We start from the raw sequence: 22,373 nt of genomic DNA on the forward strand, positions 1-22,373 counted from the left end.
CGATGGAAAACAATCGTAATTTCTTCATCACCATCGCGCTGTCGGTGCTGATCCTGACCCTCTGGCAGGTGTTCTACATGAACCCGAAGATGGAGCAGCAGCGCGAGCAAGCCCGCATCGAGCAGCAGCGTGTCGAGGCGCAGAAGAAAGAAGCGGGCGGCGGCGCCAACTCCGGCGCGGCCGGAACACCGGCTCCCACCGCTGGCGCGATCCCCAACGCGCCCGGCGGCGATACGGTGACGGCAGCCAGCCGCGACCAGGCTGTTGCCGCGACCAAGCGCGTCAAGATCGACACGCCCAGCCTCGAGGGTTCGATCAACCTGACCGGCGCACGCCTCGACGACCTTAGGCTCAAGCACTATACCGAGACGGTCGACAAGAACTCGCCCGAGATCCAGCTTCTCAACCCGCAGGCGCTGCCTACCGGCTATTTCGCCGAGATCGGTTTCGTCGGCAGCGACAAGACCGGCGCGGTGCCGAGTTCGGACACGGTGTGGAGCGTCGAAGGCAATCCGACGCTGACCCCGTCGACGCCGGTGACGCTCACCTACACCAACGACAAGGGCCTGACCTTCAAGCGCACCATCTCGGTCGACAACGACTACATGTTCACCGTTTCCGACACGGTGCAGAATTCGGGAAGCGCAGCCGTCAGCCTGTTCAACTACGGCCGCGTCACGCGCTACGACAAGCCGGCAGTCGCCAGCACCTATGTGCTGCATGAAGGCCTGATCGGCGTCACCGGCTCCGAAGGGCTGACGGAATACAAATACACGGCCATCGAAAAGGACAAGGAAGTGAAGCCGGGCAAGTCGACAGACGGCTGGCTCGGCATCACCGACAAATACTGGGCCGTCACCCTGGTACCCACCGAAAAGCAGCCCTTCCAGCCGCGCTATGGCTACTTCGAGGACGGGCGCCACCGCTATCAATCCGACTTCCTCACCGATGCGATCAATGTCGATGCCGGCCAGACCGCGACTGTCGAGACGGAGATTTTCGCCGGCGCCAAGGAAGTCGCCAAGATCAACGCTTATGAGGCTGACCGTCACATTCGCCAGTTCAACTTGTTGATCGACTGGGGCTGGTTCTATTTCATCACCAAGCCGATGTTCTGGCTGATCGACACGCTCTACAAATTCTTCGGCAATTTCGGGCTGGCGATCCTCGCCACCACCGTCGTCGTCAAGGCCATCTTCTTCCCGCTGGCGAACAAGTCCTACGCCTCGATGGCGAACATGAAGAAGGTGCAGCCGAAGATGGTCGAGATCCGCGAGAAATACGCGGATGACAAGATGAAGCAGCAGCAGGCGATGATGGAGCTCTACAAGACCGAGAAGATCAATCCGCTCGCCGGCTGCTGGCCGGTGGCGCTGCAGATCCCGGTCTTCTTCTCGCTCTACAAGGTGCTCTACATCACCATCGAGATGCGGCACGCGCCGTTCTTCGGCTGGATCCACGACCTTGCGGCGCCCGATCCGACGTCGATCTTCAACCTGTTCGGCCTGCTGCCCTTCGCGGCGCCCGCCTTCCTCCCGCATATGGGCGCCTGGGCCGTGGTCATGGGCATCACCATGTTCCTGCAGATGCGCATGAACCCGGCGCCGCCGGATCCGACGCAGGCGGCGATCTTCACCTGGATGCCGGTGATCTTCACCTTCATGATGGGTTCGTTCCCGGCCGGCCTCGTCATCTACTGGGCCTGGAACAACACGCTGTCGATCCTGCAGCAGGGCGTCATCATGAAGCGCCAGGGCGCCAAGATCGAATTGTGGGACAATCTGGCGGCGCTGTTCCGCAAGAAACCATCGCCGGCGGAATAGAAGGCGCCACGGGTTACAGATCAAAACCCCGGCTTGGCCGGGGTTTTTTGTTGGAGATGCCGACGGGACAGCGCCAACCTTCGCGATTGGCCGTGTCCCTCTTCCCGGTCGTCATTCCAGGGTGGAGCAAGGAGCGAAGCGAAGCGCGCAGACCCTGGAATCCATGCCGTTACGCTAAGGCGTTGCAACGGTTACAGAATTCCGCACCGTCACACTCTGCGGCCAAGGTCACGGAATGGATCCTCGGGTCAAGCCCGAGGATGACGACGTCACGGGGGTTTCGGCCAATCTCCAACGTCGGCACCAGTAGCGCCCGCGCCAACCTTCGCGATTGGCCGTGGCCCTCTTCCCGGTCGTCATTCCAGGGCGGAGCAAGGAGCGAAGCGACGCGCGCAGACCCTGGAATCCATGTCGTTACGCTAAGGCGTTGCAACGGTTACAGAATTCTGCACCGTCACACTCTGCGGCAAGGTCACGGAATGGATCCTCGGGTCAAGCCCGAGTATGACGACGTCGCGGGGGCCGGATGGCCGAGCTGGGCGGACGCCTCACTCCATGACAGCGCTGTGGTCGACCTTGGCCGGCGTGCCCGGCTTGCGCAGCAGAAGCACCAGCGGGATGGCGGCCAAGGACAGGATCATCATCAGCTTGAAGTCGTCGACATAGGAGATGATCGTCGCCTGCAGCGTCACCAGGCCGTCGAGCGCGGCGCGGCCGGCGGCGGTGTAGGGGTTCAACGCCTGCGAGATCGCCGGATCGCTGAAGGCGGGATTGTACGGCGTCACATAGGTGGCGATGTTGGCGTGGTTGATCTGCTGGTTCTGCGTCAAAAGCGCGGTGACCACCGAGATGCCGACGCTGGAGCCGATGTTGCGCGACAGATTGTAGAGGCCGGTGCCCTCAGAGCGCCGCTCCGGCGCCAGCGTGGCGAAAGTGATGGTGGTGAGCGGCACGAACAGGAAGCCCAGGCCGGCGCCCTGGATGAAGCCGGTGCTGATGATCGTCCATTGCGAGACGTCCGGCGTCCATCCGGTCATGTCGTACATCGCCCAGGCGGTGATCGCGAGGCCGATGAACAGCAGCCAGCGTGTGTCGACCTTACCGACCAGCCTGCCGACGATGAACATGCAGGCCATTGTGCCGAGGCCGCGCGGCCCCATGACGATGCCGGCCGTCACCACCGGATAGCCCATCAGCGTCTGCAGGTAAGGCGTCATCAGCGCCAGCGAGGCGAGATAGGTGATGCCGATGATGAAGATGAACACCATGCCGACGGCAAAGTTGCGGTCGAGGAACAGCCGCGGGTTCACGAAAGTGTCGCGCGCGGTGAAAGTATGGACGATGAAGATGTAGAAGGCCGAGGCGCAGACCAGGGCCTCGACGATGATCTCGGCCGAAGAGAACCAGTTGAGCTGCTCGCCGCGGTCGAGGAACATCTGCAGCGAGGCGATGGCGATCGAGAGCATGCCGAAGCCCAGCCAGTCGAGCCTGGCCTTGACGTCGAGCTTGGTTTCCTGGACGAACATCGAGACGCCGGCGAAGGCCAACGCGCCGATCGGCACGTTGATGTAGAAGACCCAGCGCCAGGAGACGTTCTCCGTCAGCCAGCCGCCGATGACCGGGCCAAGCACCGGACCGACCATGACCGAGACGCCGAACAGCGCCATGGCCGAGCCGCGCTCCTCGACGCTGTAGATGTCGAGCAGGATCGACTGCGACAGCGGCACGAGCGCCGCACCGAACAGGCCCTGCAGCAGGCGGAAGCCGACGATCTGCGGCAGCGACTGGGCGAAACCGCACAGCACAGAGGCGACCACGAAGCCGGTGATCGCCACCAAAAGGATGCGCTTGCGGCCGAAGCGGTTGGCGAGATAGCCCGACGGCGGCGTCATCACCGCGGCGGCGACGATGTAGGAAGTGAGCACCCAGTTGATCTGGTCGGCGCTCGCCGAGACGCTGCCCTGGATATAAGGCAGCGCGACGTTGGCGATGGTGGTGTCCAGCGCCTGCATGATGACCGCCAGAATCACGCAAGCGGTGATGGCGCCGCGATTGGCGACCACGGGCGCGCCTGTCGCGGAAGCCGTTGTCATGACTTTGACCCGGATTGCTTGAAGAGGTTGGTGATGAAATCCGGCAGGCCGCGGGCGTGACCGGTGTCGATGCTGACGACGGCGCTCATGCCGCCGCGCAGCGGCGGCTTGCCGTCCGGATCGTCGATCGTCACCCGCATCGGGATGCGCTGCACGACCTTGACCCAGTTACCGCTGGTGTTCTGCGCCGGCAGCAGCGAGAAGCTGGACGAGGAAGCGGGGCTGATCGAGCCGACGGTGCCGTGCCAGACCTCGCCCGGATAGCCGTCGATGCTGATCGTCGCCGTCTGGCCGGGACGCACATAGGTGAGCTCGGTTTCCTTGGGCTCGGCCGCGATCCAGATGTCGGTCGACGACACCAGGCTGAAGGCCGGCTGCGAGGCCGGCAGGTACTTGCCGACCTGCAGCGCGTCGACATTGGTGACGATGCCGTCGAACGGCGCCTTGACGACGGCATCGTTGAGGTTGCGCTGCGCGTCGTCCACCGCCGACTGGGCCTGCAGGTAGAACGGGTTCTGCTCGACCGGCTGGCCGGCGTCGCCGCCGAGCTGGGCAAGCATCGCCTGCGCCTGCGCCTTGGCGACGGTCACTTTCTGGCGGGCCGCAACGAGATCGTGCTGGGCGCTGTCGAAGGTCGCCTTGGAGGCGGTCGAGGTCTTGAGCAGGTCCTGCTGACGCTGGAAGGCCGACTCGTAATAGGGGATGTCCGCTTGCGCCTGGTCGATCGAAGCGAGCGACTGCTGGTAACTTGCCTGCAGCGTCAGCACCTGGTTGCGCACGGTGCCGAGCTGCGCCTTGGCGCCCGCCAGCGCGGTTTCGAAGGAGGCGGGCCGCAGCCGGAACAGCACATCGCCCTTCTTCACCGCCTGGTTGTCGTGCACGTCGATCTCCTGCACGGTGCCGGAGACGTCGGTCGAGACGCCGAGCGATTGCGCCTGGATATAGGCGTTGTCGGTGGTCATGATCTGGCCGCCGATGATGTAATAGTAGCCGCCGGCCACCAGCGCGACGGGCAGCAGCGCAAACAGGATCGGCCGCGTCAGGCTGCGGCGCGGCTTTACGGGAGCGGGCGGAGCCACCGTGACGGCTGCCGGCTTCGGTTGGGCCGAGGGGGCCTCGGCTACCGGCTCCGGCGCCACGGGCGCTTCCAGCTCGTCGTCGACGACAGGCGGGTTGGCGCGCCTCTGTTCACGCTGGCTGTCCAGGCTGATGACCTGGTCGCTTACTCTTTCGCCGACATTTTCCTCGTCGGGCTTTCTGGGTGAGGTTCCTTCAGACATGGACTTTCTCCCGGTCGACGGCCGGCTGGGCGCAGGCCTCGAGCAGATTGGATTTGATCAGGCAAAGGGTTTGCAGCAGTTGCCGCTGCGCGTCCGAGGACAGGCCGGTGAAGGCCTCCTCGCGCGTGTTCCGGCCGTTGCTGCGCATCACTTCGATGAGCGGATGGGCCTTCGGGGTCAGATAGAGAAGCCACGCCCGGCGGTCGGCCGGATCGGGCCGACGCTCGATGAAGCCGCTCGCCTGCATCTTGTCGAGCAGCCTTGCCAGCGTGATCGGCATGATCTCGATGAGGTCGGCCAGCTTGTTCTGGTGGATGCCTTCATGCCGCGAAAGATAGGCGAGCACCTGCCACTGCGCGCGGGTCAGGCCAAAGGCGCGCGACCGCTGCTCGAACCGCTTCCTGAGCAGGCGCGCGACATCGTGCAGCACGAAGCTGATGTTGGGCGAGGTGGACATGGGAGGGCTTCGGAGTCTGCGGACAAACTTTCGTGAGCATGCTTATTATCATCATGCACATAATCCTGCTGGACGCGGAGCGCAAGACCGACTAAGGCGCTTGGTAAAAATATCGCATAGGCCAGAACCCGGCCGGACCGGCCCGGTTTGCGGCAAGGACAAGACGATGAACCGGCTCAAGATCATCATGCTGGCGCTGGTGGCGGGATATGCTTTTCCAGCCGCCGCGAAGGACGCTGTGAGCTGCGGCGGAGCGGCGATGCTGGGTGGCGCGCAGCTCAATTGCAGCCACGTGCAACCCAAGGCGCCGCCGCAATTCTGCACCTTCAGCTGGACGCTGCACACGACGACCGGCGAGCAGAAAATCGTCGAAGGCAGCTTCTCGCTGCCGCCCGGAGCCTCGAACGTCCAGGTCTATCAGGGCAGCGGTTTCGACAGCGCTCTTTCCAACCCGATCGTGATCTGCCGCGGCAACCATTGAACGGTTGGCACTGCGGAACGGATCACGTTAGTTTGATCGCGCGCGGGTGCCGTCGACCGCGCCCAAACACGCCTGCAAAGGACCGCGATGACCGGACCCAACCCCAACATCAAGCATCCGATTGCGATGCATCCGCGCGTCGGCTTCCTGAAGGGGCTGGTGAGCGCGCCGAATATCGAGATCGGCGACTTCACCTATTACGACGACCCCGAAGGTCCCGACAAATTCGCCGAGAAATGCGTGCTGCATCACTACGACTTCATCGGCGACCGGCTTGTGATCGGCAAGTTCTGCGCCATCGCCGAGGGTGCGCGCTTCATCATGAACGGAGCCAACCACGCCATGTCCGGCTTCTCGACCTATCCGTTCAACATCTTCGGCCATGGCTGGGAGGAGGGTTTCGACCCGCGGACGTGGTCGAACGAGATCCGCGGCGACACCGTCATCGGCAATGACGTTTGGATCGGCATGGACGCGGTGGTCATGCCGGGCGTCAAGATCGGCCACGGCGCCATCGTCGCCGCGAAATCGGTTGTCACGCACGACGTGCCGCCTTATGCGATCGTCGCCGGCAATGCGGCCAAGGTGGTGAAGATGCGCTTCGATGAATTCACGGTGCGGCGGCTTTTGACGGCAGCATGGTGGGACTGGCCGGCCGACAAGATCAGCCGCAACCTCGATGCCATCCGCGGCGCCGATATTTCCAGGCTGGAGGCGGCGGTTTGAACGCGCCCGAAAAAATGACAAACGACAAGAGCACGAATGAGACGGCGATAAGCCCGGAGCTGTTCACCCGCGGTTGGATCTTCATCCGCGGCGTGCCGTCGATGAAGTTCCTGCCGCCGGAAGGACCGGCGGAGATCGCTTTCGCCGGACGCTCCAATGTCGGCAAGTCGTCGCTGATCAACGCGCTGGTCGGGCACAAGGGCCTGGCGCGGACGTCGAACACACCGGGGCGCACGCAGGAGCTCAACTATTTCGTGCCCGACGGCTTTTCCGGCGAGGGCGCCGACCTGCCGCCGATGGCGCTGGTCGACATGCCGGGCTACGGCTATGCCAGCGCGCCGAAGGACAAGGTCGATGAGTGGACGAAACTCATCTACGAGTATCTGCAGGGCCGCGTGACGCTGAAGCGCGTCTATGTGCTGATCGACGCGCGCCACGGCATCAAGGCCAAGGACGAGGAAGTGCTGACCCTGCTCGACAAGGCGGCGGTATCCTATCAGGTGGTGCTGACCAAGACAGACAAGATCAAGGCCGCCGGCGTGCCGAGGTTGATCGAGGAGACGCTGGCCAAGATCAAGAAGCGGCCGGCGGCGTTCCCGGTAGTGCTGGCCACCTCGTCGGAAAAAGCCGCCGGGCTGGACGAGCTGCGCGCGGCCATCGCCCTGGTGGCGAACGGCGGCTGACACCGCCTTTGTTTTGACGCGATTCCGGACGGAGGGCTACGGCGAAGTCGCCGAGCCTAAACGCTGCACACTTTTCCTGGAATTGCTCTGACGCCGCCAGCCGTCAATCCATCTCGTCGCGCTCCGGCTCACGGTCGCGCCGGCCGGTGAGGATTTCGCGCTTGCCGACATGGTTGGGGGCGCCGACCAGGCCTTCCTTCTCCATGCGCTCGACCAGCGAGGCGGCGCGGTTGTAGCCGACACCGAGGCGGCGCTGGATGTAGGAGGTCGAGCATTTCTTGTCGCGCTTGACCACCTTGACCGCTTCCTCATAGAGCGCGTCGCCATCCTCCTCGGCGATCGCGCTTTTGTCGAAGACCGGACCGGCGTCGGCGGCTTCCTCGGCTTCCTCCTCGTCGGCGGTGACGGTGTCGAGATATTCGGGACGTCCCTGAGCCTTGAGATGCGCCACGACCTGCTCGACCTCCAGGTCGGAGACGAAGGGGCCATGCACGCGCGAAATGCGGCCGCCGCCGGCCATGTGCAGCATGTCACCCTGGCCGAGGAGCTGCTCGGCGCCCTGCTCGCCGAGGATGGTGCGGCTGTCGATCTTCGACGTCACCTGGAAGGAGATGCGGGTCGGGAAATTGGCCTTGATCGTGCCGGTGATGACGTCGACGGACGGGCGCTGCGTGGCCATGATCAAATGGATGCCAGCGGCGCGCGCCATCTGTGCCAGCCGCTGGATGGCGCCTTCGATCTCCTTGCCGGCGACCATCATCAGGTCGGCCATCTCATCGACGATGATGACGATGTAGGGCATGGGCGCGAGGTCGATCGCGCGCTCCTCGAACAGCGGCACGCCGGTGCCTTTCTCGAAGCCTGCCTGCACCTGCATGGTCACGATCTCGCCCTTGTCGCGAGCGCTTGCGGCGCGCTGGTTGTAGCCGTCGATGTTGCGCACGCCGAGGCGCGCCATCTTGCGGTAGCGGTCCTCCATCTCGCGCACCGCCCATTTGAGCGCTGTGACGGCCTTCTTGGGATCGGTAACGACCGGCGTAAGCAGATGCGGGATGCCGTCATAGACCGAGAGCTCCAGCATCTTGGGGTCGACCATGATGAGGCGGCATTCCTGCGGCGTCAGCCTGTAGAGCAGCGACAGGATCATGGTGTTGATGGCGACCGACTTGCCGGAGCCGGTGGTGCCCGCCACCAGCAGATGCGGCATCTTGGCAAGCTCGGCGATGACCGGTTCGCCGCCGATCGTCTTGCCGAGGCCGAGCGCCAGCTTGCAGGAGGTGTTGCGGAAACCGGCCGATCCGATCAGCTCGCGGAAATAGACCGTCTCGCGCGTCTCGTTGGGCAGCTCGATGCCGATGACATTGCGGCCCGGCACCACGGCGACACGGGCCGAGATGGCCGACATCGAGCGGGCGATGTCGTCGGCCAATCCGATGACACGGCTGGATTTCACGCCCGGCGCCGGCTCGAACTCGTAGAGCGTGACGACCGGGCCGGGGCGGACATGGATGATCTCACCCTTGACGCCGAAATCCTCCAGCACGCTTTCAAGCAGGTCGGCGTTCTGCTCCATCCGCTCCTGCGACATGTAGAAGCCCTGGCCTTCCGGCGGCATCTGCAGAAGGTCCTCGGCGGGAAGCTCGTAGCCGGCCATCGCGGATAGCGGCACAACCTCGCCGGCCATGGGCAGCGAAGGCGTCCGCCTGGCCGTCCTTGCACTCGACGGGGCGAGAACCGGCACGGGCTCGGCAGGCGCCGGCTGGATGGTCTCGAAGGCCGGTGTGGACGTCGAGGCAGAGCCAGCATTCGACACGTTGGAGCGCCATTCGATGACCCGGTAAAACGACGTCGCCTCGCTCATGAAGGGGGCATGGGCTTGGCTTGACTGGGCCGCCGGACGATGCGCCGGCATCGGCTTGACCGGCGGTTGCGCCGAGACGGCCGGCGCCTGACCGGCTTCGTTCAAACGCGCCCGCGCCAGGCGCTCGGCGAGGAAGGGCATGCCGAATTCGAAAAAGGCATGGTCGGAAAGATAGGACCAGCGCAGTCCGCTTGGGCGCGGTTTTGGCGTCGGAGCGGCAGCAGCCTGGGAGGGCGCCGCGGCGGGCGTGACGGCAGAAGGTGCGCGCACGGGTTTGGCCTGTGCCGGCGCCGCGGCGCGGGCCGCGGACATGGCGGGAATCGCGCGGACTGGATTGATGGCCGCCGGGGCCGGCGTCGCGGGCCGGACGGGCTCGGATACCTTGCCGTGCGCGGCATCTTCCACCTGCGGGGCGCGCCTGGAGAGATCGGTGTCCGGCGTGCGGGTGAACCGCACATTGGGCGCAAGGAAGAAATAGTCCTGCCATGCCGGGCGGCTGAACTCGCCGCCATCGGCCGATTCGGAAGACTTGGCGCGAGCCGCGTCCGCTTCGCCTGCCGGCGCAACGCGCAACGCGACCACCTGCCCCGGTTGCGCCTGCGGCTGCGAGATCCCGCCACGGCGCCCGTCCGCGCCGTGATCGTCTTCGCCGTCATAGGCGGAAGCGCCGGAAAGATTGGCACGGGGAAAACGCATGGATGTCATTCTCGAGACTCGCCGATTGAACGTCTCCCGAGACATAGGAAGCGATGGTTAACAGGTCCTTCCGAAACTGCCTTCCGGACGATGCCGATCGATATTTTGAGAGGACCGGTGGACGATCTCGACGACGTCGCGTTCAGCCGCCGTTGCGCGCGCCCTCAAAGACGCGGCGAGGCCCTTCAGCCTTGCTTCGCACGCTTTGGGATCCACGTGCCCCGGGGCAGTCAGGCCGATTGCAACGCCTTTTCCTCGGCGAAAAATTTTTCCGTGGCGTAGGCCTTGAGGAAGACGTCGACACCGGAGGTCACGATGTGCTCGATCTCCGCCTGGCTCGGCGCCTTGGTGCGGTAGGAAAAGATGCACTGGCGGAACAGGCCGGCGAGACAGAGCTCGGTGAACTGATAGGCGGCAAGGTCGACATCGTCGATCTTGAGCAGGCCGCGTTCGACGGCTTCAATAAGGAAAGCCACGACCTTGTCGTGGCCGCGCTTCGGGCCGCGCTCGTAGAAGCGCGCGCCGAGTTCGGGTATCCTGTCGGATGCGCCGACCACCGTGCGCTGGGCCTGGATGACCTTGGCCGAGGTGATCTTGACGGAAAGCACGGTGCCAAACTTCACCAGCGTCTTGCGCAGGTCATCGAAGTGGTCGAGCACCTCATACATATTCTTGAAGATGGTGCCGCGCTCTTCCTCGATGAGAGCCTCGAACAGCTCTTCCTTGTTCTCGAAATAGACGTAGATCGTGCCCTTGGAGACGCCTGCCTCGCGCGTGATGTCGTTCATCGATGCGGCTTCAAAACCCTTGTCTATGAAGACGCGGCGGGCGCCCTCGATGATCTGGGCCCGCTTTACAGGATCCTGCCCGGCCGCCGGACGGCCCTTGCGCAAGTCGAGCAGATCGCTATCGGCTGTCGTTTCGACCATGGAAATCATTCCTTAGAAAATATTTCGAACCGCTCGGTTCGATTTCCTCTTGATATGGTCCTCTTTCCGCGCTATGTCAACGGCGAATTCGAACCGAACGGTTCAGTCTGACTGACATTCCAGAGAGATCGCCATGTCCTCGAACGCGCCCGCCACAGCCGAAGTCCGCACGTTTCCCAACGCCAAGGTCCAGCCCTCGACCGAAGCCCCGGAAGCGCCTGTCCAGCCCGTCACCCCGGTTGCGCCTCCCGCGGCCGACGCGCCGGCCAAGAAGAAGCGTTCGGTGCGCTCTTTCCTTCTGCCGATCATCGGCCTTGCCCTCCTAGGCGCCGGGTCCTGGTACGGATACGACTATTGGACCGACGGCCGGTTCATGATCGCCACCGACGACGCCTATGTCCAGGCCGATATGTCGTTCGTATCGCCGAAAATATCCGGTTACATCGACAAGGTGCTGGTGAGCGAGAACCAGCAGGTCAAGGCCGGTGATCCGCTGTTCGTCATCGACAATGGCGACTACAAGATCGCGGTCGCCCAGGCCGAGGCGCAGATCGCCACATTGAGCAAGACGCTCGACCGCATCGACGCCCAGACCAAGGCGGCCCAGGCCTCGCTGTCGCAGGCCGAGGCGCAGAAGGTGGCGGACCAGGCCGCCGCCGACAATGCGGCGCGCGCCCAGGTGCGCGCGGCGCAGCTGCTCAAGACCCATGTCGGCACGCAGGCCCAGCTCGACGACGCCCAGACCGCGCTCGACCAGGCCAAGGCGGCGCTTGTCGGCGCCGACGCCCAGATCGCCGCGGCGCAGGCCAATATCGGCGTTCTGGAAGCGCAGCGCGCGGAGTCGGCCTCGACGCTCGCCTCGCTGCAACTCACACGCGACAAGGCCCAGCGCGACCTGTCCTTCACCGTGCTGAAGGCGCCCTATGACGGCGTCGTCGGCAACCGCTCGGTCGAGCAGGGCGACCTCGTCAGCCCCGGCCAGAAGCTCGCCGTCGTCGTGCCGATGGACAAGCTCTACATCGTCGGCAACTTCAAGGAGACGCAGCTTGGCCGCATGGTGCCCGGCGAGAAGGTCCGCATCACCGTCGACGCGATCGACGGCCAGACCTTCGAGGGCACCGTATCTTCGCTGGCGCCGGCTTCGGGCGCGGTGTTCTCGCTGCTGCCGCCGGAAAACGCCACCGGCAACTTCACCAAGGTGGTGCAGCGCGTGCCCGTGCGCATCGACGTGCCGGCCGACGTCTTGAAGACCGGCAAGCTGCGCGCCGGCCTGAGCGTCGTCGTCGCGGTCGACAGCCGCACCGCGCCGGCCTCGACGACCAACTGATCGGGGGGCGGTTCGGTGGCCATTCGAGCGCCGAGCCGCTCGGCCTGCTTTATCCGTTTCGACGCAATTCGGGACCGCCACGCGCCTGTCCTCGAGAATTGCCCAGGGAGGCCATGACATGGCAACCGCAACCATCACCGCAGGATCAGCACCGGGACGTCCAGCCGCTGCCGCGCCGGCCCTGCCCGCGGACCATATGCCGGTACGCCGCGTCGTCGCCTTCCTTGCGATGGTGTTCGGCATGTTCATGGCGATCCTCGACATCCAGATCGTCTCGGCCTCGCTGTCGGAAATCCAGGCGGGCCTGAGCGCCAGCTCCGACGAGATCCCGTGGGTGCAGACCGCCTACCTGATCGCCGAGGTGGTGATGATCCCGCTGTCGGGCTTCCTCAGCCGCATGCTGTCGACGCGCGTGCTGTTCACCACCGCGGCCGCCGGCTTCACCGCGGCCAGCGCGCTGGCCGCCACCGCCACCAACATCGACCAGATGATCGTCTACCGCGCCATCCAGGGCTTCATCGGCGGCGGCATGATCCCCAGCGTGTTCGCGGCAGCCTTCACCATCTTCCCGCCCTCCAGGCGCGCCGTCGTCTCGCCGATGATCGGCCTGGTGGCGACGCTGGCGCCGACGATCGGACCGACAGTGGGCGGCTATATCAGCCACGCCATGTCCTGGCACTGGCTGTTCCTGATCAATGTCGTGCCCGGCATCCTGGTGGCGACGGCGGCCTGGGCGCTGATCGATTTCGACAAGCCCAACCTGAAACTGTTCTCCAAGTTCGACTGGTGGGGCCTCGCCGGCATGGCCGCCTTCCTCGGCTGCATGGAATATGTGCTGGAGGAAGGCCCGAACCATGATTGGCTGCAGGAGCCGGCGGTGTTTGCCTGCGCCATCATCATGACCATCGGCGGCATCATCTTCTTCTGGCGCGTCTTCACCGCCGAGGAGCCGATTGTCGACCTCAGGGCCTTCAGCAACGTCAACTTCGCCTTCGGCTCGCTGTTCTCCTTCGTCGTCGGCATCGGCCTTTACGGGCTCACCTATCTCTATCCAGTGTTCCTCGGCCGTATCCGCGGTTACGATTCGATGATGATCGGCGAGGCGCTGTTCGTCAGCGGCCTGGCGATGTTCTTCACCGCGCCCGTTGCCGGCATCCTGTCGAACAAGATCGATCTCAGGCTGATGATGATGATCGGCTTCCTCGGCTTCGCCACCGGCACCTGGTGGATGACGCATCTCACCGCCGACTGGGATTTCTATGAGCTGTTGATCCCGCAGATCCTGCGCGGCTGCTCGATGATGCTGTGCATGGTGCCGATCAACAACATCGCGCTGGGCACCTTGCCGCCGGAACGGCTGAAGAATGCGTCGGGCCTGTTCAACCTGACCCGCAACCTCGGCGGCGCCGTCGGCCTCGCGCTCATCAACACGGTGCTGATCGACCGCAACGCCTTCCACTATGCGCGGCTCGCCGAGCATGTGCAGTGGGGCAGTCAGGCGGCGCAGGCCAAGCTGCAGAACATGACGCAGAATTTCGAGCAGACCGCCGGCCTCGACGCCACAAGTGCCGCGATCTCGAAACTGTCCGGCATGGTGCAGCAGCAGGCCGCGCTTTTGTCCTTCATGGACGTGTTCATGATGCTGACGGTGCTGTTCGCCTCGCTCGGATTCTTCGTGCTGTTCATCAACAAGCCGGCCCAGCAGGGCGGCGGTGGCGGCGGAGGCCATTGAGGAGCCGGAACCCCCGCCTGGCTTCCTCAACGCGTGACCCCGGAAATCGGCGACGATTTCCGGGGTCATTCTTTTCGGCAGGACTGGATTTGCTCAGGCGGCGGCCGGCTTGAAGCTCAGCGCCACGCCGTTGATACAATGGCGCAGGCCGGTGGGCGGCGGCCCATCGTCGAAGACATGGCCGAGATGGCCACCGCAGCGGCGGCAGTGGACCTCGGTGCGGGTCATGCCGAGAGAATTGTCCACGGTCTTGCCGATGGAGTTGGCGATTTCCTGGTAGAAGCTCGGCCAGCCGGTGCCGGAATCGAATTTGGTCTCCGACGAATAGACCGGCAGGTCGCAGCCGGCGCAGGCGAAGATGCCCTTGCGATGCTCGTTGAGCAGCGGGCTGGTGCCGGGATATTCGGTGCCCTCCTTGCGCAGCACATCGAAGGCCTCGTCCGAAAGGATGGCGTGCCACTCGGCATCGGTCTTTGTGACCTCGAAGGTCTCGGCGGCAAGAGCGGGTTTCGGTCCGCCGACGCGCAGCATCGCCCCGGGTCCGACGATGAGAGCGGTGGCGGCAGCCCCGCTCCAGAGAAAATCGCGACGGTTCATGGCCGTTCCTCCTGACGCATTTTGCCAAGATAGAGCGCCGCCCGGAAATCAAAAGCCGGTGACGCCCTATCCGTCATGTTGAGCAATTCCAGACGGAAACCGCTTGGCGCCTTCCTGAATTGCCGCTCCGCGCCCCCTTTCGGGACGGGCGCGGAGCACACCCTTGCCGGCGGCGCGGATCTTGGATGTCGCGGCCGGCGCTCAGCCATGTCTTCGCCGGCCAGGTCCGCTTTGTTACATCTTCGGCAGGAGAACCTTGTCGATGACGTGGATGACGCCGTTCGACTGGTGGACATCGGCGATGGTGACGTGGGCGACATTGCCGTTCTCGTCGGTCACGGTGACCTTGCCGCCGTTGGCCTTCAGCGTCAGCTCGCAACCACCGACCGTCTTGACCTGGTGGGCGCCGCCATCGGCCTTGGCCATCTTGGCGACGTCGGCGGCCAGTGCCTTGGCGGCGATCACATGGCAGGTGAGAACCTTGGTCAGCTTGTCCTTGTTCTCGGGCTTGAGCAGCGTGTCGACCGTGCCTGGCGGCAGGGCCGCGAAGGCCTCGTTGGTCGGCGCGAAGACGGTGAAGGGACCGGCGCTCTGCAGCGTGTCGACCAAGCCGGCGGCCTTGACCGCGGCGACCAGCGTGGTGTGGTCTTTCGAATTGACGGCGTTCTCGATGATGTTCTTCTTGGCATACATCGGCGCGCCGCCGACCATCGGATTGGCGGCATAGGCGACGGCGCCGAGCGCCGAAAGGCCGAGCGTGGAGGCAAGCAAAAGGGTGGCGAATTTACGCATGGTTTCAGTCTCCTCGGGTTGTTTTTCCCATCTTTTGGGAACGAGAGGAGATACGGATGTGAAAAAATTTAGTTTCACGAGCGTCGATAGATTTTTTCTTCGTTCGATTTATTTCTCGGGCGCCGCCCGTTATGATAGCGGACTTATGCCGATTGCCAAACGGCAAGCGATAGACTTTAATCCGTCTTTTAGAACATGTCGCCGGAGATCAGATGCCCTTCAGGTCACCCGCGGCGACGACCGGACCGGTCGGCTGACCGGTCGGCGAACCGCCCGAAGGCTCGAGACTGACGGCGAGCACGGCGCCTTGTGCCAGCTTCTGCTGAACGGCCGCCGTAACCGCCATGCGTGCGGTCGGGCCGGCGGGGATGACGCCCATCGAGACCGGCGCGTTCTTACCTTCGATCATCCACAATTCGAAATCCTTGCCGGCGCCGCGATCGCCGGAGACCAGCGACAGGCCGACCTCGTGGCGGGCGGCGTCATAGACGGCAAGGTATTTGACGTTGCTGTTGTCGGCGGCGAGCGAGGCGACCAGCCTGGTCTGAGGCTGCGGCGCCGGCGGGGTAACGTAAGGCAGGGCGACATAGACGGCCAAGGCCGCGATGGCCGCCGCGGCGAGGCCGCGCCAAAACGCCAGGCTCGTCCACAGGCTGCCACCCGGCGCGCCGGACGTGGCCGCGGACGACGCGAACAGGCGGCGGTCGAGCGCCACCTTGACGGAAGCCGGCGGCTCGGCCGCGGCATAGGCGGCAGCCATCGGCGCGAAGTGGACCTCCCAGGCATCGACCAGGCGGGCGAACGCCGTCTCGGCGTCGATGCGGCGGGACGCGATCTGGCGTTCGTCGGCGGCCAGGACGCCGAGAACGTATTCGGCGGCGAGCAGGTCGTCGCCTCTACGTTCCGGTCCGTTGTCTTCCGCCAGCGTCATCTTTCCAGGCATTCTCTAAGTTTGAGCAGGCTTCGCCGGAGCCAAGTCCGCATGGTGTTCAGCGGAACCTTGAAGCGCGCCGCCAGCTCGGCATAGCTTTCGCCGCTCAAATAGGCGCCACGGACGGCCGCCGCCCGGTCTTTCTCCAGCTCGTCAAGACAATGGTAGATGCGTTCGGCCTCGCCGCCCGCCACAGCCATGGCCTCGGGCCCCGGCGTCGGATCGGCGACGTCGAGCACCGTATCGATGTTGGCGGAAGGGCTGCGCCGCGCCCGGATGCGATCGATCGCATGGTTGCGCGCAACGGCCACCAGCCAGGAAATCGGGCTCAGATCGGAAACCGCGAAACGATCCGCCTTCGTCCATATCTTGACGAAGACCTCCTGCAGCGCTTCTTCCGCATCTCCCCCGTCCCGCAATACACGAAGGCAGACACCGAAAAGTTTCGCGCTGGTCTGCTTGTAGAGCAGATCGAACGCCGCCCGGTCCTTCATCGAAGTCCGGACGATCAGCTTGCTGATGTCCTGCGGCGCCATGCAGGCAAATTAGAAGGTTGCGATTTATTTGCAACGGGCGCCGCGAGCTTGGCCACCCCAGGGTTGTCGTGCCATTGGCTTGTCGAATCCCGATACCGATTTGCAGGCTCATGAGATAGTCTTCGCCAAAAGAGGGGCGGCGATGTCGATTGAACACGTGCTTTGGGAGCGGGATGCGACCGGTCTCGCCGACCTCGTGCACAGGAATGAAATCTCGCCGCCCGAGCTGGTCGACGCGGCGATCGCCCGCGCCGAGGCGACACGGCCCGACATCAACGCCATCGCCACGCCGCTCTACGAGGCAGCGCGGGCACGGGCGAAGACCGTCGACCGCACGCTGCCGCTGGCCGGCGTGCCGTTCGCGCTCAAGGACCTCGGCATCGGCCTCAAGGGGGTGCCGATCCACGGCGGCAGCCGCATCCCGCCCTTCACGGCCGATTTCAGCTCGGTGATGGTCGAGCGTTATCTCGCAGCCGGCCTGATCCCGATCGCCACCAGCACCTCGCCCGAGCACGGGCTGAGGCTGATGACGGAGTCGGCCCGCTTCGGCATCACCCGCAATCCCTGGAACACCGGCCACACGACCGGTGGCTCATCGGGCGGATCGGCGGCGCTCGTCGCCGCGGGCGTTGTGCCGGCGGCGCACGCTTCCGACGGCGGCGGCTCGATCCGCGTGCCCTCGGCCTGCAGCGGGCTGGTCGGCTTGAAGACCTCGCGCGGCCGCGTGCCCCTGACGCCGCTCGTCAGCGAAAGCTGGTACGGCATGGTCGTCGACCACGCCGTCAGCCGCTCGGTGCGCGATACGGCGCTTCTGCTCGACCTCACCCACGGCGCCGATCCGCTCTCGCCTTATGCGGCGCGCGCGCCGCAGGGTTTCTTCGCGGTCGCCGCGGCGCGCGACCCGGGCAAGCTAAGCCTCGCCGTCTACCGCAAGTCGCCGCTCGGCCTGCCGATCTCGGCTGAGACGCTCCAGGCGCTCGACACCGGGGTGGCGCTGGCGCGCGAAGGCGGCCACACGGTGGAAGAGATCGACCTGCCTTTCATCGGCCGCGATTTCATTTCCGATTTCTGCAAGACGGTCGCTTCTGCCGTTGCCGGCACGATGCGGGGCGAGGCGCAGCGCGTCGGCCGCCCGGTGACCGGCGAGGTCGAGCGTGCGACCCGCGTTCTCGCACGTCTCGGCGAAATGCTGTCCGCCGGCGAAGTCTATGAGGGCGTGCAGCGGCTCAACGCCACGGCGCGCCGGCTGATCGAAGAAACCGCGCGCTTCGACGCCGTGCTGATGCCGATCATCGCGCATCCGCCTTTGGCCTGCGGTTCGATGGACCCCAAGGGCGCCGACGAGCTCATCGAGAACCTGCTCGACAAATTGCACCTCACCCGCCTGCTCAAGGTCAAGGCGCTGTTCGGCCAGCTGATGGACAAGAGCCTGTGGTTCACCCACTGGCCGGCGATCCAGAATGTCAGCGGCCAGCCGTCGATCGCGCTGCCGGTGCATGTCACCGCGGACGGGCTGCCGCTCGGCATCCAGGCGGCCGGCCGGCCCGGCGACGAGGAGACGCTTTTGTCCTTCGCCGCGCAGATGGAGAAGCTTTCGGGTTGGCTGAAGCGGCGGGCGCCGCTCAAGGTGCCTGATGGTTCTGCGCAGGGATTTTGAAAACTGCCACTTATCACGGTAAGAGTGTCATCGTCATTTCGGTGAGATCAGCGCAAACGCTGGGAATTGGCCGAAGCCTTCCGACCTCGTCATTCCAGGGCGGAGCAGCCGCGAAGCGGCGTCGCGGAGACCCTGGAATCCATGCCGTGACCTTGATCGTAGACTGCAGCAGAGCAGAATTCCGCACCGTTGCGGCGCTCATGCGTCACGGAATGGATCCTCGGGTCTGCGCGCATCGCTTCGCTCCTTGCTCCGCCCGTGGATGACGAGGTTGGGCCGTTTCGGCCAATCTCCAAGGCATGCCGCCTACCAACACAAATACGGCCTGCCCGTCAAAATCACTGTGCTGGGGAACTAGCAGATTTTGTCATTGTGACCGCAAAGCCGTTTGCGGCCTGCGGCAATTCCCGCTAAGACGCCGCCGTCCTTTCCTAGAAGCCGGGAACCAATCGATGACGGACATCGCCGCCACCGCCGAAATGCAGGCCGCGCTGCTTTCGCGCGCGCTGCCATATATGCAACGCTACGAGAACAAGACCGTGGTGGTGAAGTATGGCGGCCACGCCATGGGCGATACCGAGCTCGGCAAGGCGTTCGCCCGCGATATCGCGCTGTTGAAACAATCCGGCGTCAACCCGATCGTCGTGCATGGCGGCGGGCCGCAGATCGGCGCGATGCTCAGCAAGATGGGCATCGAATCCAAGTTCGAGGGCGGCCTGCGCGTCACCGACCAGAAGACGGTCGAGATCGTCGAGATGGTGCTGGCAGGCTCGATCAACAAGGAGATCGTGGCGCTGATCAACGCCGAGGGCGAGTGGGCGATCGGGCTCTGCGGCAAGGACGGCAACATGGTGTTCGCCGAAAAGGCGCGCAAGACCATGGTCGACCCGGACTCCAACATCGAGCGGGTGCTCGATCTCGGCTTCGTCGGCGAACCGGTCGAGGTCGACCGCACGCTGCTCGATCTTCTGGCGCGCTCCGAAATGATCCCGGTGCTCGCGCCGGTCGCGCCGGGCCGCGACGGCCACACCTACAACATCAATGCCGACACGTTTGCGGGCGCAATCGCGGGCGCATGCCGCGCCTCGCGCCTGCTCTTCCTCACCGACGTGCCCGGCGTGCTCGACAAGAACAAGAAGCTGATCGACGAGCTGACCGTCGCCGAAGCCAGGGCGCTGATCAAGGACGGCACGGTTTCCGGCGGTATGATCCCGAAGGTCGAGACCTGCATCGAGGCGATCGAGCGCGGCGTCGAAGGAGTCGTCATCCTCAACGGCAAGACGCCGCACTCCGTTCTGCTCGAGCTCTTCACCGAGCACGGCGCTGGCACGCTGATCGTTCCGTAGGAAGACAAGTACACCGTTTCCGTGAAGCGGTGAACTCGCATAATCAGCCGGCTAATCTTTTTTCACCCGCCTCGGCTCGGACTTCGATAGCAGGCAAGGCCGGCCTGCGGACCGGCCGCCTGACGATCATCGATTCTTCCTCGGCGTCCTGTGGCTCGCCCCAGAACTCGGCGAGCGTCGGGCCATCGGTCACGCGGCCGTCGCGAGCGAGAAAACCCCAGACCTCGCGGAACCAGACGCGACGCCCCATCTTCGTGTACCAGCGCATCGAATGGCGCTGCTCGGGATCGGGGTGGAAGAGGATGCGCGCCAGCGCCTTCGGCCGCGACTGCACCGCGACCTCGATCAGCTTGACGGCGAAGAACAGCATCCAGGGTTTGAGCCGGGTCATGTGCAACACCTGGTGCTTGTAGTCCCAGAGGCGCACGTCCTTCTGGATCACCTTGCGGTCGCTGGCGATGCGGAAGAACGGTGTCCAGCGATGCGGCGTGACATAGAGCGCCTGGATCTGGTCGGGATCGTAAGCGATGAGCTGGCGGAAGCCGCGCCAGAGATCGCGCAAGGTCTCGTCCTCGAAGCCGGCGACCCAGGTCGCCATCGACAGGATGCTATGTCGCCTGAGCAGCCGGATCGCCTCGCGGTCGGATTTGGTGCTGCCGCCCTTGCGGATCAGCGACAGCGTCTCCTCGTCGGTGTTCTCCATGCCCAGCAGCCAACGGATGACGCCAGCCCTGCGATAGAGGTGCAGGATATCGGCATCGCGCACGATGTCGTCGGCGCGGGTCGAACCGACGATCAGCACCGGGACGTTCTCGGCGATCATGGCGTCGAGAAAGGCGCGCCAGGCCTTCTTGGAGGAGGTCGGGTTCTCGTCCGCGAGGTTGATCAGCTCGACGCCGCGCTCGCGATGGAGCCAGGCGATCTCCCTGGCGAATTTGACGGGGTCGCGGTGGCGCCAACGGGTCCAGAAGCCGCGCTGGCCGCAATAGTTGCACAGATGCGGGCAGCCGCGCGAGAACTGCATGACCACCGCCCGCTTGCCTCCCCAATAGGAGTAGCGTCGATGATCGATCAGCTCCCAGCCGACGCGCCAGGCGTCGAGATCGGCGATCGTCATGGCGGCCTGGGTCGCGACGGGAAGGCCGAAGTCGTCGCGATAGGCGATGCCGGCGACGCTCGCCACCGGCTGGCGCATCTCGATGGCCTCGACCAGGGCCGTCGCGGTCGCCTCGCCCTCGCCGCGTACGATGAAGTCGAAGACGTCCGTCGCCGCCAGGATCTCGCGCCAATGATAGGTCGGGAAGACGCCGCCATAGATGACGATGACGCCCGGCGCGCGCGCCTTGATCATTTCGGCGATGCGCAAGGCGGTCGGATGCGCCGAGGTCGAGCCGGAATGGCCGATCAGGACGAAATCCGGATCGTCGCGCAGGGCATCGTCGACCAGCGCGGCGAGCGGCATCGGCCCGAACTCTGCATCGACCAGCCGGACCTGATGGCCGGAATCGATCAGCGGGCCGCCGATCGCCAGCAGCCCGAGCGGCGGCAAATGATCGTCGGGCACGCGGCTGCCGATGGCCGTGTGCGGCGGATTGATCAGCACGATGTTCATGACGGACCTCTTGCGTTGGTCCGCTTGTGCTAGTCGGCGATGTCGAAGCCGCCTTGGCGCGGTTCAGCAGTTTCCACGCAGCTTTTCGGGAGAAGTTTTGTTTTGAAGCAATTCCGGACGGAGGGCTACGGCGAAGTCGCCGAGCCTAAACGCGTCACACTTTTCCTGGAATTGCTTTTTGCTTGGACGCAATTCCGGACGGAAAACCGCGTCACACTTTTCCTGGAATTGCTTTTTGCTTGGACGCAATTCCGGGCGGAAAACCGCGTTGCAGTTTTCCTGGAAATGCGTCAGCGTCGCAGGTGGCTGAGCGGCACGTGGCCGGGGCGCTTGATGTTCTGCAGCACCAGTTGCGTGTGGACGTCGCGGACGCCCGGCAATCGCATCAGCCGGTGCATGACGAAGGAATTCAGATCGTCCACCGACGGCACCATGACATGAAGCAGGAAATCGTGGTCGCCGGTCATCGTCCAGCAGGACGAGACCTCGTCCATGCGCTGCACGGCGGCGATGAAACTTTCGGGCGAGCCGTCGCTGTGGCTGACCAGCCGCACCTGGATAAACACCTCGACCGAAAGACCCACGGCGCGGCGGCTGAGCACGGCGGCAAAGCCCTTGATGATGCCGGTTTCCTGCAGCGCCTCGAAGCGGCGCGCGCAGGGCGTGGTCGATAGCCCGATTTCGTGCGCCAGCTCCGAGACCGGCTTGCGGCCGTCGCGTTGCAGGATATCGAGCATCCTTATCTCGAAATCGTCGAATTGAGGCATGACTTCTCGATCTCACGTTGATCTGAGTGCTTTTACCTCGAAATCAG

General features: G+C 64.6%; 19 protein-coding genes. 8 read left to right on the forward strand and 11 right to left on the reverse strand.

From position 1 onward, the window contains the following. Nucleotides 1–2 precede the first annotated feature (2 nt). Complete coding sequence (gene yidC, locus FJ957_RS20285) at nt 3–1,823, forward strand: membrane protein insertase YidC (protein WP_140834462.1); 1,821 nt, start codon at nt 3–5, stop codon at nt 1,821–1,823. Between the two features lie 548 nt (nt 1,824–2,371). Here yidC and FJ957_RS20290 read toward each other — a convergent pair. Genes FJ957_RS20290 through FJ957_RS20300 form a run of 3 tightly spaced genes read right to left on the reverse strand, consistent with a single transcriptional unit; the run spans nt 2,372 to nt 5,653 of the window. Beyond that, on the reverse strand, nt 2,372–3,916 hold the full coding sequence (locus FJ957_RS20290; protein ID WP_140834464.1) for a DHA2 family efflux MFS transporter permease subunit: 1,545 nt from the start codon (nt 3,914–3,916) through the stop codon (nt 2,372–2,374). Then, nucleotides 3,913–5,196 carry an efflux RND transporter periplasmic adaptor subunit gene (locus FJ957_RS20295; RefSeq protein WP_140834466.1) on the reverse strand — a complete coding sequence of 428 codons (1,284 nt, stop codon included), beginning with the start codon at nt 5,194–5,196 and terminating at the stop codon, nt 3,913–3,915. The genes FJ957_RS20290 and FJ957_RS20295 overlap by 4 nt, the downstream gene beginning before the upstream one ends. Next, nucleotides 5,189–5,653, reverse strand: a complete 465-nt coding sequence (locus FJ957_RS20300) for a MarR family transcriptional regulator (RefSeq protein ID WP_140834468.1) — start codon at nt 5,651–5,653, stop codon at nt 5,189–5,191. The genes FJ957_RS20295 and FJ957_RS20300 overlap by 8 nt, the downstream gene beginning before the upstream one ends. A 166-nt stretch (nt 5,654–5,819) precedes the next feature. Between FJ957_RS20300 and FJ957_RS20305 the strand changes: the two genes are divergently transcribed. The 3 genes from FJ957_RS20305 (at nt 5,820) to yihA (ending at nt 7,543) form a co-directional block, all read left to right on the forward strand. Continuing rightward, nucleotides 5,820–6,134, forward strand: a complete 315-nt coding sequence (locus FJ957_RS20305; protein ID WP_140834470.1) for a hypothetical protein — start codon at nt 5,820–5,822, stop codon at nt 6,132–6,134. 87 nt (nt 6,135–6,221) lie between these two features. Next, nucleotides 6,222–6,860 carry a CatB-related O-acetyltransferase gene (locus FJ957_RS20310; protein ID WP_140834472.1) on the forward strand — a complete coding sequence of 213 codons (639 nt, stop codon included), beginning with the start codon at nt 6,222–6,224 and terminating at the stop codon, nt 6,858–6,860. A 14-nt stretch (nt 6,861–6,874) separates the two neighbouring features. Continuing rightward, nucleotides 6,875–7,543, forward strand: a complete 669-nt coding sequence (yihA, locus tag FJ957_RS20315) for a ribosome biogenesis GTP-binding protein YihA/YsxC (RefSeq protein ID WP_140834474.1) — start codon at nt 6,875–6,877, stop codon at nt 7,541–7,543. A 103-nt stretch (nt 7,544–7,646) separates the two neighbouring features. Here the strand turns inward: yihA and FJ957_RS20320 are convergent, their stop codons facing one another. Both FJ957_RS20320 and FJ957_RS20325 read right to left on the reverse strand, forming a co-directional pair. Then, complete coding sequence (locus FJ957_RS20320; RefSeq protein WP_140834476.1) at nt 7,647–10,109, reverse strand: DNA translocase FtsK; 2,463 nt, start codon at nt 10,107–10,109, stop codon at nt 7,647–7,649. Between the two features lie 221 nt (nt 10,110–10,330). After that, nucleotides 10,331–11,029: a TetR/AcrR family transcriptional regulator gene (locus FJ957_RS20325; RefSeq protein WP_140834478.1), complete on the reverse strand. Its 699-nt coding sequence runs from the start codon at nt 11,027–11,029 to the stop codon at nt 10,331–10,333. Between the two features lie 133 nt (nt 11,030–11,162). On the opposite strand from FJ957_RS20325, the gene FJ957_RS20330 reads away from it, so the two are divergent. Together FJ957_RS20330 and FJ957_RS20335 are read left to right on the forward strand one after the other, a co-directional pair. Continuing rightward, the gene (locus FJ957_RS20330) at nt 11,163–12,356 is read left to right on the forward strand and encodes an HlyD family secretion protein (protein ID WP_140834480.1); all 1,194 of its coding nucleotides are present in this window, start codon (nt 11,163–11,165) and stop codon (nt 12,354–12,356) included. A gap of 118 nt (nt 12,357–12,474) precedes the next feature. Beyond that, on the forward strand, nt 12,475–14,088 hold the full coding sequence (locus FJ957_RS20335; protein ID WP_140834482.1) for a DHA2 family efflux MFS transporter permease subunit: 1,614 nt from the start codon (nt 12,475–12,477) through the stop codon (nt 14,086–14,088). 93 nt (nt 14,089–14,181) lie between these two features. Here FJ957_RS20335 and msrB read toward each other — a convergent pair whose 3' ends face one another. The 4 genes from msrB to FJ957_RS20355 form a co-directional block, all read right to left on the reverse strand. Then, nucleotides 14,182–14,685: a peptide-methionine (R)-S-oxide reductase MsrB gene (msrB, locus tag FJ957_RS20340; protein ID WP_140834484.1), complete on the reverse strand. Its 504-nt coding sequence runs from the start codon at nt 14,683–14,685 to the stop codon at nt 14,182–14,184. Between the two features lie 234 nt (nt 14,686–14,919). Further along, nucleotides 14,920–15,477, reverse strand: coding sequence for a fasciclin domain-containing protein (locus FJ957_RS20345; protein ID WP_140834486.1), 558 nt, complete (start codon nt 15,475–15,477; stop codon nt 14,920–14,922). A gap of 208 nt (nt 15,478–15,685) precedes the next feature. Continuing rightward, the gene (locus FJ957_RS20350; protein WP_140834488.1) at nt 15,686–16,408 is read right to left on the reverse strand and encodes an anti-sigma factor; all 723 of its coding nucleotides are present in this window, start codon (nt 16,406–16,408) and stop codon (nt 15,686–15,688) included. Further along, nucleotides 16,405–16,944, reverse strand: coding sequence for a sigma-70 family RNA polymerase sigma factor (locus tag FJ957_RS20355; protein ID WP_140834490.1), 540 nt, complete (start codon nt 16,942–16,944; stop codon nt 16,405–16,407). The genes FJ957_RS20350 and FJ957_RS20355 overlap by 4 nt, the downstream gene beginning before the upstream one ends. Before the next feature lie 142 nt (nt 16,945–17,086). Between FJ957_RS20355 and FJ957_RS20360 the strand changes: the two genes are divergently transcribed. Together FJ957_RS20360 and argB are read left to right on the forward strand one after the other, a co-directional pair. Continuing rightward, nucleotides 17,087–18,601, forward strand: coding sequence for an amidase (locus tag FJ957_RS20360; protein WP_140834492.1), 1,515 nt, complete (start codon nt 17,087–17,089; stop codon nt 18,599–18,601). Nucleotides 18,602–19,053: 452 nt separating this feature from the next. Beyond that, nucleotides 19,054–19,947, forward strand: coding sequence for an acetylglutamate kinase (argB, locus tag FJ957_RS20365; RefSeq protein ID WP_140834494.1), 894 nt, complete (start codon nt 19,054–19,056; stop codon nt 19,945–19,947). A gap of 43 nt (nt 19,948–19,990) precedes the next feature. Here argB and bchE read toward each other — a convergent pair whose 3' ends face one another. Both bchE and FJ957_RS20375 read right to left on the reverse strand, forming a co-directional pair. Then, nucleotides 19,991–21,559: a magnesium-protoporphyrin IX monomethyl ester anaerobic oxidative cyclase gene (gene bchE, locus FJ957_RS20370; protein ID WP_140834496.1), complete on the reverse strand. Its 1,569-nt coding sequence runs from the start codon at nt 21,557–21,559 to the stop codon at nt 19,991–19,993. 290 nt (nt 21,560–21,849) lie between these two features. Further along, entirely contained in the window at nt 21,850–22,326 is a 477-nt protein-coding gene (locus FJ957_RS20375) for an Lrp/AsnC family transcriptional regulator (RefSeq protein WP_140834498.1), read from the reverse strand. Nucleotides 22,327–22,373: the final 47 nt, after the last annotated feature.

The sequence above is a fragment of the Mesorhizobium sp. B2-4-6 genome (genome assembly GCF_006442775.1).
In the GTDB taxonomy this organism is placed as follows: Bacteria; Pseudomonadota; Alphaproteobacteria; order Rhizobiales; family Rhizobiaceae; genus Mesorhizobium.

Bases quoted from the DNA above. Each gene is read 5' to 3' on its own strand.
- FJ957_RS20290 (WP_140834464.1), bottom strand. From the start codon at position 3,916: ATGACAACGGCTTCCGCGACAGGCGCGCCCGTGGTCGCCAATCGCGGC.
- bchE (WP_140834496.1), bottom strand. From the start codon at position 21,559: ATGAACATCGTGCTGATCAATCCGCCGCACACGGCCATCGGCAGCCGC.
- FJ957_RS20335 (WP_140834482.1), top strand. From the start codon at position 12,475: ATGGCAACCGCAACCATCACCGCAGGATCAGCACCGGGACGTCCAGCC.
- yidC (WP_140834462.1), top strand. From the start codon at position 3: ATGGAAAACAATCGTAATTTCTTCATCACCATCGCGCTGTCGGTGCTG.
- FJ957_RS20295 (WP_140834466.1), bottom strand. From the start codon at position 5,196: ATGTCTGAAGGAACCTCACCCAGAAAGCCCGACGAGGAAAATGTCGGC.
- FJ957_RS20355 (WP_140834490.1), bottom strand. From the start codon at position 16,944: ATGGCGCCGCAGGACATCAGCAAGCTGATCGTCCGGACTTCGATGAAG.
- argB (WP_140834494.1), top strand. From the start codon at position 19,054: ATGACGGACATCGCCGCCACCGCCGAAATGCAGGCCGCGCTGCTTTCG.
- FJ957_RS20330 (WP_140834480.1), top strand. From the start codon at position 11,163: ATGTCCTCGAACGCGCCCGCCACAGCCGAAGTCCGCACGTTTCCCAAC.
- FJ957_RS20375 (WP_140834498.1), bottom strand. From the start codon at position 22,326: ATGCCTCAATTCGACGATTTCGAGATAAGGATGCTCGATATCCTGCAA.
- yihA (WP_140834474.1), top strand. From the start codon at position 6,875: ATGACAAACGACAAGAGCACGAATGAGACGGCGATAAGCCCGGAGCTG.
- FJ957_RS20325 (WP_140834478.1), bottom strand. From the start codon at position 11,029: ATGGTCGAAACGACAGCCGATAGCGATCTGCTCGACTTGCGCAAGGGC.
- msrB (WP_140834484.1), bottom strand. From the start codon at position 14,685: ATGAACCGTCGCGATTTTCTCTGGAGCGGGGCTGCCGCCACCGCTCTC.
- FJ957_RS20305 (WP_140834470.1), top strand. From the start codon at position 5,820: ATGAACCGGCTCAAGATCATCATGCTGGCGCTGGTGGCGGGATATGCT.
- FJ957_RS20300 (WP_140834468.1), bottom strand. From the start codon at position 5,653: ATGTCCACCTCGCCCAACATCAGCTTCGTGCTGCACGATGTCGCGCGC.
- FJ957_RS20360 (WP_140834492.1), top strand. From the start codon at position 17,087: ATGTCGATTGAACACGTGCTTTGGGAGCGGGATGCGACCGGTCTCGCC.
- FJ957_RS20310 (WP_140834472.1), top strand. From the start codon at position 6,222: ATGACCGGACCCAACCCCAACATCAAGCATCCGATTGCGATGCATCCG.
- FJ957_RS20350 (WP_140834488.1), bottom strand. From the start codon at position 16,408: ATGACGCTGGCGGAAGACAACGGACCGGAACGTAGAGGCGACGACCTG.
- FJ957_RS20345 (WP_140834486.1), bottom strand. From the start codon at position 15,477: ATGCGTAAATTCGCCACCCTTTTGCTTGCCTCCACGCTCGGCCTTTCG.
- FJ957_RS20320 (WP_140834476.1), bottom strand. From the start codon at position 10,109: ATGACATCCATGCGTTTTCCCCGTGCCAATCTTTCCGGCGCTTCCGCC.